Origin of the sequence: Mesorhizobium sp. M0437, assembly GCF_040321335.1 — a bacterium.
GTDB lineage: Bacteria > Pseudomonadota > Alphaproteobacteria > Rhizobiales > Rhizobiaceae > Mesorhizobium.
This window is the reverse complement of sequence record NZ_JAMYRK010000004.1, coordinates 34,553-50,821: the sequence shown is the minus strand read 5'-3', so window position 1 is coordinate 50,821 and position 16,269 is coordinate 34,553. Positions and strand designations below refer to the sequence as shown.

At 64.2% G+C, this 16,269-nt stretch carries 14 protein-coding genes; 5 read left to right on the top strand and 9 right to left on the bottom strand.

The features are described from left to right. Positions 1-215 precede the first annotated feature (215 nt). From NKI72_RS03905 to NKI72_RS03890, 4 genes are all read left to right on the top strand, one after another. On the top strand, positions 216-1,382 hold the full coding sequence (locus NKI72_RS03905; protein ID WP_352849937.1) for an ATP-grasp domain-containing protein: 1,167 nt from the start codon (positions 216-218) through the stop codon (positions 1,380-1,382). Between the two features lie 4 nt (positions 1,383-1,386). After that, positions 1,387-2,163, top strand: coding sequence for an esterase family protein (locus NKI72_RS03900; RefSeq protein ID WP_352620494.1), 777 nt, complete (start codon positions 1,387-1,389; stop codon positions 2,161-2,163). A gap of 18 nt (positions 2,164-2,181) precedes the next feature. Further along, positions 2,182-2,496: a YybH family protein gene (locus tag NKI72_RS03895; protein WP_352835014.1), complete on the top strand. Its 315-nt coding sequence runs from the start codon at positions 2,182-2,184 to the stop codon at positions 2,494-2,496. Between the two features lie 195 nt (positions 2,497-2,691). Further along, positions 2,692-3,768 (top strand): siderophore-interacting protein, encoded by a 1,077-nt coding sequence (locus NKI72_RS03890; RefSeq protein ID WP_352835017.1) that lies wholly within the window; start codon positions 2,692-2,694, stop codon positions 3,766-3,768. A 20-nt stretch (positions 3,769-3,788) separates the two neighbouring features. Here NKI72_RS03890 and NKI72_RS03885 read toward each other — a convergent pair whose 3' ends face one another. The 6 genes from NKI72_RS03885 to NKI72_RS03860 all read right to left on the bottom strand — a co-directional run bounded on the left by NKI72_RS03885 (position 3,789) and on the right by NKI72_RS03860 (position 10,268). Then, positions 3,789-5,003: an MFS transporter gene (locus tag NKI72_RS03885; protein WP_352849936.1), complete on the bottom strand. Its 1,215-nt coding sequence runs from the start codon at positions 5,001-5,003 to the stop codon at positions 3,789-3,791. After that, complete coding sequence (locus NKI72_RS03880; RefSeq protein WP_352835023.1) at positions 5,003-7,090, bottom strand: TonB-dependent siderophore receptor; 2,088 nt, start codon at positions 7,088-7,090, stop codon at positions 5,003-5,005. The genes NKI72_RS03885 and NKI72_RS03880 overlap by 1 nt, the downstream gene beginning before the upstream one ends. 182 nt (positions 7,091-7,272) lie before the next feature. Further along, positions 7,273-8,361: an AbrB family transcriptional regulator gene (locus NKI72_RS03875; RefSeq protein WP_352835026.1), complete on the bottom strand. Its 1,089-nt coding sequence runs from the start codon at positions 8,359-8,361 to the stop codon at positions 7,273-7,275. Between the two features lie 127 nt (positions 8,362-8,488). Beyond that, a complete protein-coding gene (locus NKI72_RS03870) occupies positions 8,489-8,797 on the bottom strand; it encodes a putative quinol monooxygenase (RefSeq protein ID WP_352822395.1) in 309 nt (102 codons plus the stop codon). A gap of 49 nt (positions 8,798-8,846) precedes the next feature. Then, positions 8,847-9,644: an SDR family NAD(P)-dependent oxidoreductase gene (locus NKI72_RS03865; protein ID WP_352849935.1), complete on the bottom strand. Its 798-nt coding sequence runs from the start codon at positions 9,642-9,644 to the stop codon at positions 8,847-8,849. Between the two features lie 171 nt (positions 9,645-9,815). After that, entirely contained in the window at positions 9,816-10,268 is a 453-nt protein-coding gene (locus tag NKI72_RS03860) for a DsrE family protein (protein WP_352450551.1), read from the bottom strand. Positions 10,269-10,368: 100 nt separating this feature from the next. Between NKI72_RS03860 and NKI72_RS03855 the strand changes: the two genes are divergently transcribed. Then, entirely contained in the window at positions 10,369-11,457 is a 1,089-nt protein-coding gene (locus NKI72_RS03855; protein WP_352849934.1) for a hypothetical protein, read from the top strand. Between the two features lie 87 nt (positions 11,458-11,544). Here NKI72_RS03855 and NKI72_RS03850 read toward each other — a convergent pair whose 3' ends face one another. The 3 genes from NKI72_RS03850 to NKI72_RS03840 form a co-directional block, all read right to left on the bottom strand. Beyond that, positions 11,545-12,474 (bottom strand): cation diffusion facilitator family transporter, encoded by a 930-nt coding sequence (locus NKI72_RS03850; RefSeq protein ID WP_502895031.1) that lies wholly within the window; start codon positions 12,472-12,474, stop codon positions 11,545-11,547. A gap of 32 nt (positions 12,475-12,506) precedes the next feature. Next, the gene (locus tag NKI72_RS03845) at positions 12,507-14,696 is read right to left on the bottom strand and encodes an anthranilate synthase (protein ID WP_352849933.1); all 2,190 of its coding nucleotides are present in this window, start codon (positions 14,694-14,696) and stop codon (positions 12,507-12,509) included. A gap of 436 nt (positions 14,697-15,132) precedes the next feature. Then, positions 15,133-16,182 carry a M14 family metallopeptidase gene (locus NKI72_RS03840; protein ID WP_352849932.1) on the bottom strand — a complete coding sequence of 350 codons (1,050 nt, stop codon included), beginning with the start codon at positions 16,180-16,182 and terminating at the stop codon, positions 15,133-15,135. Between the last annotated feature and the right edge of the window lie 87 nt (positions 16,183-16,269).

Sequence of the window (16,269 nt, the reverse complement as noted above, 5' to 3'; positions counted from 1 at the left end):
TTGCTTTGTGCCGGCAGCTATGCTACTAATTTGAGTATGGTGCTGACTGGCGCCGAGGACCCGCTGTCGAGGCGGGTTTTTATTTCACGGTTTTGGCGTCACCTTTCGCGGGTCCAGCCGCTCACCTGATCCAGTTGCTCTTCCCCGAGCCCGGCAAATGCGCCAGAGTCGATTGTCGGCGGGGTGCGATGGCTCGCCGCCGGGAGGGATCGTCCATGAACTTCGTGTTCTTCTCGCCGCATTTTCCAGCCAATGGCGCCGATTTCTGCGACCGGCTGAAGAAGGCCGGCGCCACCGTGCTCGGCATTGGCGACGCGCCGTTCGATGCGCTGGACGGCAAATTGAAGGCAGCCCTTTCGGAATATTACCGCATCGACGACATGGAGGAGTACGAGCCGGTGTTCCGGGCGATCGGCCATTTCATCCACAAATGGGGCCGCGTCGACCGGTTCGAATCGCTCAACGAGCATTGGCTGGAGCTGGAAGCCAATATCCGCACCGACTTCAACATCTTCGGCACCAAGCTCGACTTCGTCAAGAATTTGAAACGCAAGAGCCGCATGCGGGCGTTCTTCCGCAAGAGCGGCGTCGAAACCATCCCGCAACGCAAATGCTCCGACCGCGCCGGCGCCATGACCTTCATCCGACGTGTCGGCTATCCCGTGGTGGTGAAGCCGGATTCGGGCTCCGGCGCCTCGAACACTTTCAAAATCTCCAACGCCGGCGAACTCGACAGCTTCTTCAGGGACAAGCCGGAAGGCGTCAGCTTCGTCATGGAGCAATTCATCGAAGGACTGGTGGTGACCTATGACGGGCTGGTCAACCGCGACGGCGAGGTGGTGCTGGCCGCCAGCCACCGCTACGACCAGAGCGTCATGGAGGTGGTCAACCGCGACCGCCATATGAGCTATGTCTGTTTTCCCGAGATCAGCCGGGCGGTCGAGGAGGCCGGCAGGAAAATCCTCAAGGCGTTCGACGTGCGCGAGCGCTTCTTCCACATCGAGCTGTTCGAAACCAGGGACGACCGGGTCATCGCGCTGGAGGTCAACATGCGGCCGCCTGGCGCCTGGATGACCAATGCCATCAATTACACCTTCGATATCGATGTTTATGCCGCCTGGGCCGACATGGTGGTCAAGGACGCCGCCGGCGGCCCTTACAGGGGCAAGTATTTCACCGCCTATGCCAGCCGCAAGCGGCACCTCAACTATGTGCACAGCCATGCCGACGTGCTGGCCGCCCATGGCGACATGATCGTCCATCATCACGCCATCGAGGAGGTTTTCAGCCGCGCCATGGGAAACTACGCCTATCAGCTGCGCTCCACCGACCCGAAGGCGCTGCGCCGGGCGGTCGACTACATCCATGCGGAAAAGGCGTGAGGCGATGGACGTTTCCTACCACAAGGGTTTTGGCCGCAACCTCGGCCGCGACATGGAATACAAGCGCTACGGCCATGCCGGCCGACCCGTGGTTGTGTTCCCGACTTCGCAAGGGCGGTTCTACCAGTTCGAGGATTCCGGCGCCGTCTCGGCTCTCGCCGAGTTCGTCGACACCGGTCGCATCCAGTTGTTCACGCTGGACGGCATCGATGCGGAATCCTTCTTCGACCGCCACGCCGAGCCGGCCCATCGCATCGCCCGGCATGAAGCGTATTTCCGCTATGTGCGCGAGGAGGCGCTGCCGGAACTCCTGTCTGTCGCAGCCGAGGCCAATGGCGGGCGTACGCTGAAGCCGCTGTTTTGCGGCTGCTCGATGGGCGGCTACCATTCGTCGAATTTCGTCTTCCGCTTTCCGGAACTGGCCAGCGGCGTCATCGCGCTGTCGGGGGTTTACTCCACCCACGATTTCTTCGGCAGCGCGCTCGACGGACAGATTTTCTTCAACTCGCCGCTCGACTACCTGCCGGGTATCGTCGATCCGGGGCTGCTCGTCAGGCTGAAGGCGCTGCGGCTGATCTTCTGCTGCGGGCAGGGTGCCTGGGAGGAACGGATGCTGGCCGACACGCAGGCGCTGGAACAGATCCTGCGTGACAAGTCGATTCCGGCCTGGGTCGACTACTGGGGCGGCGATGTCGCCCATGACTGGCCGTGGTGGCACAAGCAACTGGTCTATTTCTTCGCCCGCTGGCTGGACGACGATCTGATGCACCGGCTGGATTAGGCCACCTGGAGGAAGGAAATGACCACGCCCGATGCCATCCGCCGCTTTGTCGAAGCCACCAACGCCGGCGACACCAAAGCTTTCCTCGAGACGTTCACGCCCGATTCGTTCCTGAGTGACTGGGGCCGGTCCTTCAAGGGCCGCGAGCAGATTGCGCGCTGGAACCAGTCGGACAATATCGGCGTGCAGTCCAAACTTAGCATCATTCGTATCGAACCGGCGGGCGATACCTACAAGGTCCGCATCGCTGTCACAGGCAACGGCTTCAACGGCGAGGGCGACATGGCGTTCACCCTGGACGGCGACCGCATCTCCAGCCTGGTGATTAGCTGAAGGACATTTTGAGGGCCGTTTAGGCCACCTCGCCGCCACGGCCGCCGTTGCTCGCGCGGGACTCATTGGCTTGATGCCAAAAACATGACTCTATTTATCATCTTTTAGTGGAAACGCCAGGCCGGCTGTGGCATTCCGGCGTGGCGAGGACGCCGTATGGCGATCTCGAATTCAACGGCATCGAAAGGCTGAGCGATGGAGCATTTGAGTGCGCAAACCCGGATCAGCGGTGCCGCTATCCGGTCGGTGATGGACAGGCTGCGCGCCGAGCATGGCGAATCCGAGATCGATACCGGCCTTGCCGATCATTGGGAATTTCGCACGCATTACGGCTCGTTGAAGGCGACGCTCGGTGACGACAACGTGCTGATCCGCGTCGCGGCCGAGGATGAAACCTGCCTGTCCTACATGAAGATGGCGGTCGCCGGCCATTTTTCGCAACATCTCGGCACGACCAGGGGCATCGCCTGGCAGGGCGACGGCAGCGATGCCGGTCCGCCGGTGTTCTTCCGCGAGATCACGGTGCTGTCCTCGACGCGGATTTCTCCGCATATGCAGCGCGTCCGCTTCGCCAGCAACGAACTCGGCCGCTTTGGCCGTGGCGGCCTGCATGTGCGGCTGCTGCTGCCGCCGCGCGGCAGGCCACCGGTGTGGCCGTCGATGGGCGCCGACGGCCTGATGGTCTGGCCGTCGGGCGAGGACGCGCTCGTCGTGCGGGTCTACACGATCCGGGCACTGGACGCCGCAAGCGGCTGGCTGGATGTCGATTTCGTCCTCCACCCCGGTATGGATACGCCGGCGGCCGCTTTCGCCGAAAAGGCAGTTGCCGGCGAGATCATCGGCATGATCGGACCGGGCGGAGGTGGCGTGCCCGAGGCGCAAAACCTGCTGCTGCTCGGCGACGACACCGCGCTTCCGGCGATCGGCAGGATCCTGGAGCAGCTTTCGCCGTCAACCCGCGCCGAAGCGTTCATCGAGGTCGATGGTCCCGACGATCGGATGCCGCTGGCCGCGGGCGAGGCCGTTGCCGTCACCTGGCTCTATCGGCATGGGCGCGAGGCCGGCACGGCCAGCCTGTTGCCGGTGGTGCTGCGGCAGCGGAACCGCACCGCGCTTGCCGACAATCTCTATGTCTGGGCCGGATGCGAGTTCGGCGATTTCCGCGAGATCCGCAGGATCGTCCGCAAGGAATGGGGTGTGCCGCGCGACCGGCATCTGGTCACCGCCTACTGGCGCCGCGGGGCGCAAGCGGCGGACGGTGGCGAAGAATAGTGCGCGACGATGCTCCGCGGTCACCGGCGGTCGGATACGATGATGATCGCCGGCACCGCCAGCAGCGCGACGAGGCCGGCGCCGGCGAAGAACGCGCCATAGCCGAAATACTGCGCTGCGTAGCCGGCCGCGATCCCGCCGGCCATGCTCATCAGTGCGTCCATGCACTGGAACAGCGTGAAGTCGACGCCCGCCTGTCTTGGATCTGACCAGCGCATGAACTGCGCGTAAAGCGCGACGAAACCGAGAGCCATGAAGCCGGACGAGCTGAGCACCGCGATGGCCATCAAAGCGGTGGTCGAGAAGCCACCAAGAAGATCGAAGACCGAAAAGAAGAACAGCGATCCGGCCTGCAGGAAAAGCGCCAGGACGAGCACGTTGCGCGGGCCGAACCATTTGACGAGAGCGCCGCCGGCGAGTGCGGCAGCCAGGCCGACGAACATGCTGCCGACGCCGTTGACAAGTCCGACCATCGGGAGGTCGAGCCCGGCGTCGATCAGGAATGGTCCGAGCATGGCGAGTGCCGCCTTCTGGGCCAGGACATAGATGGCCGACGCTGCCAGGCCGCGCCGAATTTCGGGACGCTTCAACGCGTCGAGGAGGCTGGGAACATGCTCGCGCGTCTCCTCGCGCGCGCGGCTGGCCGCGCCGAGCAGGAAGGGCAGACCGAGCGGCAGGAGCAGCAAGGCCATCGCCCAAACGGCGATGCGCCAGCCAAAAATGTCGACCAGAAGCAGAAACAGGCCGGCGCCGATGGCCGAGCCGAGATAGGCGCCGCCGACCTGCGCGGCATTGCCCCAGCCGTGGTTTTCCCTGGCCAGGCTCTGCACGGCGAAACCATCGCAGGCAATGTCGACGGTCGAGGCGGCGAAGGCGACGATGGTCAGGCAGGCCAGAACCGGCCACCAGGCCTCCGGGCCGAGCGCGCCGACGGCCCACAACCCGGCGATGGACACGAGCCCACCGGCGGCGACGATCGTGCCGGTGCGGTTCTTGCCGACCGGCGGCAGCCGATAGCGCTCGACGGCCGGCGCCCATAGAAACTTGAGCGCCCATGGCAGCGCGATCAGCGAGACCAGGCCGATCCGGTCGAGTGGCAGGCCCTGGTCGCGCATCACCGCCGGCAGGCCCGCCCAGGTGATGCCGCCGATTACGCTCTGCGCGACGTAGAGCCCGCCGATCGCCAGGACGATCGCGACAGGCGTCGATGCCCGGCTGGAAACGGCGATCGACATCAGAAGCGGTAGCGCAGGCTGGCGAACAGCGAGCGGCCCTCGTCGCGGTAGCAATAGCCGGCCGAGCAGATGGATTTTTGAGTGTCGAACAGGTTCTTGGCGTTGACCTGCAGCTTCACGCCCTCGAGTTTGGGATTGCGGTAGCCGAAATCGTAGGAGAGCGAGGCGTCGACGAAGGCGCGCGCGTCGTTCTTGAAGGTGTTGGTGTCGTCGCCATAGCTCGAGCCGGCAACGCGAACGCCGCTGCCCAGCCCGAGCCCCTGCAGCGTGCCGTCCTCGAACTGGTACTGCCCCCAGAGCGACAGGATGTGATTTGGCGTCGCCGACAGTTCCTTGCCTGCGGTTCCCGTGGCGCCGCGTTCGATTTTCACGCGCAGATAGGTGTAGGAGGCGAGTATGCTGAGGCCGTTGTCGAGCGAGGCGCTGGCTTCCAGTTCGACGCCGCGCGAGTTCAGGTCGAGCTGGCGCTGCTTGTTGATCCCGGTCGAGGCGTCGAAGACGACGCCATCCTTCTGGTCGATGTCGAACAGAGCGGCGCTGACGGCGGCGTTGTAATCGGCAAACTCGTATTTGACGCCGATTTCCTTTTGCGTCGCGATGGTCGGACGGGCGACGCGACCGATCGGGCTGCTGACATCGTCATAGACGAAGCCGATATTGGGCGAGAACGACGTCGAATAGTTGACATAGGGCGTGATGCCCCATTCGGTCTGGTAGGACAGGCCGAGCCGGCCGGAAAGGGCACTGTCGTCCTGCTTGGACCTGGTGAAGTCGGCGGCGGTCGAGGTGGTGTCGGCCCAGTCGTAGCGACCGCTGGCGAACAGGGTGAAATCGTTCCACTCCATCTGGTCATGCAGATAAGCGCCGAGCTGGTTCATCTCCTGCCCGCCAGAGTAAGGAACCGGAGCGGCCTTGATGTCACCGACGGAAACGTAGGAGATACCGCTGCCGGCGTCATAATTCGACCAGGCGTAGTCGATGCCGGCTACCGCCGTGTGCCTGACCTGGCCGGTATCGAATTCGAACTGCGCCATGTTGTCGACGACGAAGTTCTTCATGGTCTCGGTGTAGTGGCCCCAATAGCGTTTCAGATCCACGCCGTCCGGGTAATGACCGCTATATTCGATGTCGCTGTCGACGGCGCTGTAGCGAAGGTTCTGCCGGACCGTCAGCACGTCGTTGAAACGGTGCTCGAACTCGTAGCCGATGCGGCCCTGGGTCTGGTCGAAGTCGTTCCAGGCGGGATCGCCCTCGTAGAGGTTCGTCAGAGCGCCGCCTGAATTGTAGAAGGCAGCGGTGCCGCCGGTGACGGATTTCGAATATTCGCCGAGGATGGTCAGCCTGGTATCCTCGTCCGGCTTGAAGGTGACGGCCGGCGCCAGATAGATCTTGTCGTCGGGATAACCGGGCAGGTCGGTGTCGCTGGTGCGGCCGAGGCTGGTGAAGCGGTAAAGAATGCTGCCGTCGTCGTTCACCGGGCCGGAAGCGTCGAGTGCGGCCTGGAAGCGATTGTGTTCGCCTAGCAGCATTTCGATTTCGCGGAACTGTTCTTCCTTGGGGCGCTTGGTGACCAGATTGACGATGCCGCCCGGACCGCTGATGCCGTAAAGCGAGGAGGCCGGACCCTTCAGGATGGTGACGCCCTCGATGCCGTAGGGCTCGGTCTTGAACCAGGCCGAGGGGCCGTTGTACTGGCGCAGCCCGTCGCGGAACATGCCGTTGTAAAAGGCCTGGAAGCCGCGCAGGAAGAAGGCGTCGTAGCGGGTGTCGAAGCCGAAGCTGTTGGGATTGGCGCTTGCGACATAGCCGAGCGATTCGTTCAGCGTGCGTGGCTTCTGGTCCTCGATCTGCTTTTGCGTCACAACCGAAACGGCTTGCGGAATCTTGACCATCGGCGTGTCGGTCTTGGTGCCGATGCGGTCCTTCTTGGCGACATAGCCGTCCTGCACGAGGATCTCGTCGCTCTCGGCATCGACCTCGATCTTGTTGAGAACCGTGACGCCGCCCTGGTCCTGAGCGTGAGCCGGCCCGGACAGGCCGAGCAGGGCAACGCTGCCCGGCAGTGATAACCCCAGGAGCCATGTCATCGTCCGTTTCCGCATCAACTCGTCTCCACTCTTCCGTACATTGACGGAAGGGGCTCTCAAATCTGAGTATTTGAGTCAAGTTATTTTTTGAGCTCGTGCGGGTGCTGGCCCGATACGGTCGGCGACAGCAAAGTGCGACCGGTTTCAGGAAAACAGGCTACCAATCAGGGAGAGGCAAGCTGCTATGATTTGAGGCTTCTCGCCACCAGCCGCGCCACGCTTGGGCCGACCAGAAGCACGATCAGGAAGCGTGCCGATTGCAGCGCCATGACGAAGGAGATGTCGACATGCTGTGCGGCGGCGGCGATGATGGCGACGCTGTCCATGCCGCCGGGGCTGGTTGCCAGATAGGCGGTCAGCGGATCGATGCCGAGCAGGCGGCTGATCAGGAAGGCGAGGCCGCCGCAAAAGACGATCAGGGCAATGATCGAGCCGACGATCTGCGGCAGCGCGCGGGCCGCGTGGCGCAGAATGGCCCTGGTGAAATTCAGGCCGATGCTCCAGCCGATCATCGTATAGCTCAAGGCAAGCAGCCAGGGCGGCAACTGCATGGTCACGCCGAGCCCGAGATGGATCACGGTGCCGAAAATGAAGGTGCCGAGGAATAACGGCGACGGCAGCCGGAAAAGCTTTCCGGCGAGGCCGCCGACCAGCGCCACGCCGAATGTTGCGGCCAAGCCTTGCGGGTCTATCGGCGGAAACCAGACGGTGGCCGGCACCTCGATGCCCGAGGTGTCGACCCAGAGCTTGGCCACCAGGGCTGCCGTCATCGAGACGCAGATGACGCGCAGATATAGCATAAAGGCGACGAGGCGCTGGTCGGCGCCGAAGGCACCGGCCATCAGCACCATGGCGGTGGCGGCGCCCGGCGACGAGCCCCAGACCGCGGTGGTGCCGGGCAGGATGCGCCAGCGGCTGATCAGCCAGCCGAGCAGGCTGGATGCCGCGACCGTCGCCATCACGACGCCAAGGAACAGCGGCCATTCCCTGTAGAAGACGGGAAAGATATCGGCCGAGATGGAGCTGGCGACCAGGCAGCCGACGACCGCCTGGGCTGAACCGAACAGAACCCGCGGCACGCGCACCGTGGCGCCGTTGGTGCCGGCAGCTATGGCCGCCAGCATCGGTCCGATCAAAAGCGCGGCGGGCAGGGCGGCGAGCTCCAGCACGCCGGCAAACAGCACCGAGACCACCACCAGGACGGGCCACTGCCAGGCCTTGTGGATCCGCGCCAGGTGCTCGATGGCCGGCGGGTTCGGGGAAGAATCCATAGATGGGCTCTTAGACCGGTGGCGAAAAAATGCGAACCCTTTTTGCGCGGAAAAGGCTTGGATGGTAATGGCACCAACCATCCGCAGCGATCCTTCGCACCCCCCTCTGTCCTGCCGGCCTCTCCCTCTATTCCGCCTTCACCGCCGGCAAGCCGAACCCGCCAACAGGATGCGTCTCCACCTGGAACTCGAAGCCGGCGATGATCGGCCGTGCCTTGGCGATTGCCGCCTGGACTTCGGGCAGCTGCAGCGAAGCCTTGTGGCTTTCGGCGTCGGTCCACACTTCGGTCACCCAGATCGCGTCGGCATCGGCCGGGTCGGTGGCGATGATGTAGTTCAGGCAGCCGGGCATGGCGCCGGTGCTGGCGAGCAGGATATCCATCATTGCGTCACGCTGGCCGCGCATCGCCCGCATCTTGCCGATCAGTCCGTACATTCGCTTTGCTCCGTTGAGATGACGCAACCGGGAGTATGCAGTTCGCCGTCTACGGCATCAACTGCCCGCCGTTGACCTCGATCACCTGGCCGATGATGTAGCCGCTCAACAGATCGGAGGAGAGGAACAGATAGGCGCCGACGCAGTCCTCGGCGGTGCCGGCGCGGCCCTGCGGGATGGTGGCGATCATGCCTTTCATCTGGTCGTCGGTCGAGTAGCGCTCGTGGAAAGGTGTCGCGATCGTGCCGGGCGCCACCGCGTTGACGCGGATGTTGAACCCGATCAGCTCCTTGGCCATGCCGCGCGTGACGTTGGAGACGAAGGCCTTGGCCGAGCCGTAAAGGCCGGCGCCGCCACCGGCGCCGTTGCGCGCGGCGATCGAGGAGGTGTTGACGATGAAGCCACCCTGCCGCTTCAGCCATGGGATTGCCTTGCGCGAAGCTGTCAGCACGGAACGCGCGTTGAGGTCCATCACCGCGTCGTAATGCGCCTCGGCCTGCTCGGCATAGGGCACGCGGCCGAGCATGCCGCCGGCATTGTTGACGAGGCCGTCGAGCCGGCCGAAATGTTGCGCACTGTCCTCGACGACGCGCTCGACATCGGCGGGGATCGAGAAATCGCCCTGGGCGAGGAACACGTCGCCGCCGCCGTTGCGAATGGTCGCGGCCAGGTTTTCGGCAGCCGCGCGGCTCGAATTGTAATGCAGCGCGACGCGGCATTTCTGCGCGGCATAGGCAAGTGCGAGCGCCGCGCCGATGCCGGTCGAGGCGCCGGTGACCAGGACCGCCTTTCCGGCAAGGTCGGGGATGACCAGAGAGGGGCTGACAAGGGTGGTGGTGGCTGGCACGTCTATTCCTCCGGGGACTCTGCCTGCTCTTCGTAGGCCCTCGCAGTCCTCGCGTTCAAGTCCGTAAAAGTTTAGAGCGGTTCACCGTTTCACGGAAACGGCGAACCGCTCCCTCTTTGTCTTGACGCAATTCCGGACGGAGAACCGTTTCACACTTTTCCTGGAATTGCCCTATGGCCTGAGATAGGCGTAGCCCTGGCGTTGCAATTCGGCGAGCTTGACGACGCCGCCCCTGTCGGCTGCATGGAAGCCGTCGAGCAGGTCGGCCAGGCCGATATCCATGCCGTGCATGGTGTTGGCGCAAGCGTGCGGGCTGAGCCCATCTTGGACAAGGCCGGCGAACCGCCCGGAAATGGCGGCCGATATGCCCTTCGACTTGAAGGCGGCAAGTGCTGGGCCGTGCACGACAAGCGCGATGTCGACCTTGCCGTCGGTGCCTTCGAAGTGGTTCTTGATGTTGCCGAGCACGAAATTGACCTTGTCGAGATCGCTGAGGTGATAGGCGACCTTCTGCCTTTCCTCTTCGACGGCCTTGACTTCAATGGCTGCCGCCTTGGTGGGGCGCAGCCCAAAAAGCCCGGCGGCCCCGGCAAGACCGACGCGGAAAATATCGCGGCGTCGCATGGCTTTATCTCCATTTATCCGGCCGGCGCAAATTGCGTGGCCTCGGCCTCGATCCTAGCATAAATTGAAGCCACGTCTTGTCGGGGCAGGGGGAGCCAGCATGATATCAAGGACCGTGATGGGCGCCGGAGTTGGGGTTGCCTTGCTCGCCGCCGTCGCCGGCTCTGCTTTCGCCGATGACACGCTCAAACTCACCGAGCTCAGCCCCGACGGCAAGGACGCCTGCTTCGGCCGCGTCTATGACACCGCGCATCTCAAATCGCATCCGCAGCAGAAGGTGACGCGCATCTTCTTCTATTACGGCCGCGATCCGGTCAGCCGGCCGAACGAGGAGCCAAGCACCGGCGTTGATTCCTCCTACAATGGCTTCATGGCGACGACGGTGCGCGGCGCCAAGGCGCCTGAATGGCTCGGCGGCTGGTGCAGTCATGAGTCGGAGGACGGCAAGACCGGCCCGATCCGTTGCGGCATGGACTGCGACCGCACCATGGCTTCGCTGAAGGTCGACGACAAAGGCCGGCTGATCGTCTCGGACGTGCAGCCCGACCTCTATCTCGACGCGGGATCGGAAGACGAGCTCGGCACGGCGGAGTACGAAAGGCAGGCGCTGGGCAAGGACGACAACGGCTTCAGGCTCGATCCGATGCCGGCCGCGACCTGCAAGGCGGAGTTCGCGCGCATCGACCCGATCGATCCGGCACTTGGCCCGCCATTGCGCGAGCGGCTGAAGCCGGACCAGCCCTTCTGCTACGGACGCGACTACGACGCCGGGCATCTCGGCTCGCATGCCGACCAGCTGACCCAGTCGATCAGGGTTTTCCGCGGAGCGGTCGAGCTGGCGTCTTTCGCCAAGGAGGGCGATCCGGCCAATTGGCCAAGCGGCGCCGATATCGCCGTTTCTGTTACCACGCGGCAGAAATCGGCCAAGGTCACGCAAGTCTATAACTGTCAGGGCGAGGGCGACCAGTGGCGCTGCGCGGCGAGCGCGAAGACGGGTGCTGCGTCCTGTGACATCGCGCAAAGGGAAGTCTTCCTTCGCCGCGGCGCCAACGGCACGATGATGCTGGCCAACCCGAACAGCGGCCTGCCGATCATCGATCTGTGCTCGAAAGCGGCGGAAGGTGACACCAGCTCCGACGACAAGGTCTACCGGCTGGAGCCGATGCCGCAGGCTGCCTGCGGGCTGTAGCAGTTCAGAGACGCGATGCCGGCGGGACAGAGGGGGGTGCTGTCCCGCCGACCTCAAGGTTTTGGATGGCGGCGTCCCGCTATCGCCTCACGCGAACGGCACGGCTGTCGTGCCTTTGGGCAGTTTCGCTTCGTCGTCGGGTTCGACATGGATGATGACCCGCACGGAAGGGATTTCGGCCTGCAGCGCGTCTTCGATGCGGTCGCAGATGACGTGGCTGGCGCCGACCGACATGTCGGCGTCGACGACCAGGTGGAACTCGATGAAGGTGGCGCGGCCGGCGATGCGCGTCTTCAGGTCGTGGACCTCGAGCGCGCCCTTGCAATTGGCCGAGATGATGTCGCGTATGCGGATATGTTCCTGGGTGTCGACGGCGCGGTCCATCAGCCCGTTCATCGACGAGCCGATGACGTGCCAGCCCTGCCACAGGATGTTCAGCGCCACGATCACCGCAAGAGCCGGATCGAGAACCTGCCAGCCGGTCAGTACGGCGCCGACCAGGCCGATGAACACACCGACCGAGGTCGCCACGTCGGTCATGATGTGCCTGCCGTCGGCGACGAGAGCCGGCGATTTTTCGCTTCGGCCGGTGCGGATCAGCGTCAAGGCCCAGACGGCGTTGATGACCGTTGCGACGCCATTGACGGCAAGGCCGGTCCATGGCTGTTCCAGCAGGGCGGGATGCTGCCAGGACCACCAGACTTCATTGAGGATCAGCAAGGCGGCAAGCACGATCAGCACGCCTTCGAGGACGGCCGAGAAATACTCGGCCTTGTGGTGGCCGAACGGATGGTCCTGATCGGCTGGCTTGTAGCTGACCTGGATCGCCCAATAGGCGGCGGCAGAGGCAATGACGTTGACGATCGATTCCAGCGCGTCCGAATAAAGCGCGACCGAACCGGTGACGTACCAGGCCACCAGCTTCAGGCCGAGCACGACGCAGGCGACGACGATCGACCAGAAGGCGAGGCTGGCGACCTTCTGCCTGGCGGCGGCTTTGATTTCTGCCGCGGTCACTGGGGAAAAGATCCCAACACTGAGCCCTCGAATTAAGCGGCCTTTTCCTTGGCCTTGCGCGGCAAGTGCGCGACGATGTTCTCGATGATGCGCATGCCGGCATTGTGGCCGAGCGTCATGATCGATTCCGGGTGGAACTGCACTGCGGCGATCGGCTCCTTGCGGTGCTCGAAGGCCATGATGATGCCGTCCTCGGTCTCGGCGGTGACGACAAAATCATCGGGCAGCCGCACCGGATCGGCAAAGATCGAATGATAGCGGCCGACCGTCACCTCCTTGGGCAGGCCGGAGAAGATGATGCCCGGCTTCGACACGCGGATGCGCGACGGCTTGCCGTGCATCGGGATGTGCAATTGGCGCAGCTCGCCGCCATAGGCCTCGGCCAGCGCCTGCAGCCCGAGGCAGACGCCGAAGATCGGCAGGTCGCGCGCACGGGCCCGCTTGATGGTGGCGGCGCAGTCGAAGTCCTTCGGTGTGCCGGGGCCGGGCGACAGCACGACCAGGTTTGGCTTCAGCCGGTCGAAGATCTCGTCCGGCACCGGCGTGCGCACCGTCGAGACGTTGGCGCCGGTCTGGCGGAAATAGTTGGCGAGCGTATGGACGAAGGAGTCCTCGTGGTCGACCAGCAGGATGTTGACGCCGTCGCCGACACGCGCGGTGCTGCGTTCGGTGCTGGCGGCATTGCCTGATTTGGCGTCGCGGATGGCGGAGAGCATGGCGGATGCCTTCAGTTCGGTTTCGGCTTCTTCTTCCTCGGGAATGCTGTCGAAGAGCAACGTAGCGCCGGCGCGCACCTCGGCGATGCCGTCCTTGATGCGAATGGTGCGAAGCGTCAGGCCGGTGTTCATGTCACCATTGAAATTGACCATGCCGATCGCCCCGCCATACCAGGCGCGCGGGCTCTTCTCGTTCTGCTCAATGAACCGCATGGCCCATAATTTCGGCGCGCCGGTGACGGTGACCGCCCAGGCATGCGACAGAAAGGCGTCGAAGGCGTCCATGCCTTCGCGCAGCCGCCCCTCGATGTGGTCGACGGTGTGGATCAGGCGGGAGTACATTTCGATCTGGCGGCGGCCGATGACGCGCACCGAGCCCGGCTCGCAGACCCTCGACTTGTCGTTGCGGTCGACGTCCGAGCACATGGTGAGTTCGGATTCGTCCTTCTTCGAATTGAGCAGCTTCAGGATCTGCTCGCTGTCGGAGATGGCGTCGTCACCGCGCTTGATGGTACCGGAGATCGGGCAGGTCTCGACGCGGCGGCCGTTGACGCGCACGAACATTTCCGGCGAGGCGCCGATCAGATATTCGCCCTCGCCGAGATTGATGAAGAAGGAATAGGGCGAAGGGTTGATGCTCTTCAGCTTGCGGGAAATCTCGGAGGGCTGGGTTTCGCAGCGTTCGTAGAACATCTGCCCCGGCACCACTTCGAACAGGTCGCCGCGCTCGAAGCTCTTCATCGCCTTGCGCACCAGCTTGGCATATTCGCCGGGCTCGTGGTCGCCGCGCGGCGGGATGCGGTCGGCGGTCCTGAACGGCTCGACGATTTCGTCGCGCGGCAGGCCTTCGGTCGAGAAGCCATCGCCGGAATAGTCGTAGCGGTCGGTCCAGGCCTTGGTCGAATAGTGGTCGACGACGAGGATCTCGTCGGGCAGGAACAGCACGAGATCGCGCTGGCTTGGCTTGCGCTCGAGCTTGTAGTCGACCGGATCGAACTGGAAGGCGAGGTCGTAGCCGAAGGCGCCATAGAGGCCGAGATTGGCGTCTTCCTCGGTCTTGAACAAAGCCGTGATGGCGCGCAGCACGGTGAAGACGGAGGGTACGCGGCTGCGTTCCTCCTCGGTGAAGACACGGCCGGGCTTGGCGACCTCGAGGCGGATGAGTTTGTTGGACGTCTCGGCGATCGTGACGTCGTCAAGACCGGCAAGCACCGTGCCGATCACCGGCAAAAGCACCTGGCCACGGCTGTTCAAGGCCTCGATGCGCATGGCGCGGCCGTGTGCCGAGATCACCAGCGGCGGATCGATGATGGCGGTGTCCCAGCGCGTATAGCGGCCGGGATATTCGTAATTCGAGGAAAACACGGCGCCGCGGCGCGAATTCAGGCCATCGACATAGCCGTCGATCGCCCCCTCGTAAGGCCGGTCATGGCGCTGGCGGGTAATCGCCACGCCACCCGCCGTGACGAAGCGCTCGGCGCCATTCTCCAGAATTTTCGTCGTCATTGCCGTCTCCATCAGCGTCTTTGGGGCAACGGACCCGGGAATGGCTTGAAAAAACAAATGGCCGCCCGGACATTCCGCTGCGGCCACCCTCTATTGTCACGCGAACGCGTTCGAACAGGCCGCTGTCAGCGAGCCCACCACCAAATGGTCTTGATCGAGCGCATATTCATGGCGAAATCCATAGCCGCGAAAAGCGGTATGCGCAACAGGTTTGAAAGTCTGTGGGGTGGCTGCCGCTTTCGCAACCCAGCACATGGCCAAGACCGGCAGTCCTGCCTAGACTCTGTGTTGCCCTGGCGCATGTGCCGCCGCGCCAGAGGCTTGCCGAACTCGGCGTCGCCCGCGTGAGCCATGGTCCGGTGCCGTACCGGCAGATGGCCGAATGGCTGGAGGCCAAGGCGCGACAGGCGATTTCGGGGTAGCCTGGCGGGGTGCGTCAGTCCTCCAGCGTTCCCGACCTTGCATCGGCGCTCGTCCCGTCGCCGACCAGCTTCAAGAGGTCTTCGCCGGCGCGGATGATGCGGCGGGAACGCCGCGTCAGGATGAGGCCCGCCTGCGGCGCCAACACTTCCGTGCGGCCGTCGGGCTCGCCGGGCGCGTGGACGATGGTGGCAAGGCGCGCACCCTTGGTGACGCGGTCGCCCGGCTTCACGTCGTAGAGGATCGCGCCCGAGCGGGGCGCCGGCATCATCTCGATGTTTTCGAGCGGCGCGACGAGCCCAACGAAGCTGCCAGGCGCGCGCAGCGCCTGGTCCTGGATTACGCCGCGCGCCACCAGCAGCCGGTAGAGCCCTTCGGCATCGGCGCCGGCGAGGGCGCCGTCGACATCGAGTATGCCGCGATATTCGACGGTGGTGGCGACGCGCCGGTGGAGGCGCGCCACGTCGGCCGGGACGTTCTGATACGGCATGATCGAAGCGCCTTCGAAGGTGCCGTCGGGGTCTTCGTGCCACAGCATCACCGCATCGACGCCCATGGCCGCCGCACAGTCCGCCATGGCCGGCCACAGGCTGGTGTGGACGTAAAGATAGGCGAGGCCCTCATCGTCGCAATGCAGGTCGAGCACGATGTCGTGGCCGATGGAGAGCTGCAGCAGCCGCGTCTTCAACCGCTGGTCGACCGTGCCGTGCGCCGGCAGCAGCGTGAGGTCGGGCGCGGCGAGCCGCGGAAAGCCACGGTTGAAATTGGTGCGCGTGCCCAGATGGAAGCGGCCCTGATGGTCGCCGTAGAGATATTGCGCGCGGCCGATCGGATTGGCCCAGGGCACGATGGTCATGTTGCCGGTGATGCGGCCTTCGGCTTCCGCCTTGCTGAGCATCGGCATCAGCGTGTCGATGGCGACGACACCCGGCAATTCGCCGGCATGAAGTGCCGCCTGCAGATAGGCGGAAGGCGCCGTCTTGTCCGTTCCGGCGAAGCGGAAGACGGGGAATTCGTAGGAAACGCCTTCGCTGTCGCCGGCGACGCGTTCGATGGACTTCTGCATGGGATGCCTCCGGGAGAAGAGGCGGAACACATGCCCTTTTGCCGCTGGGCTGTCGATTGGTCCAGCCGCTGCCGCCATGGGCGCAAG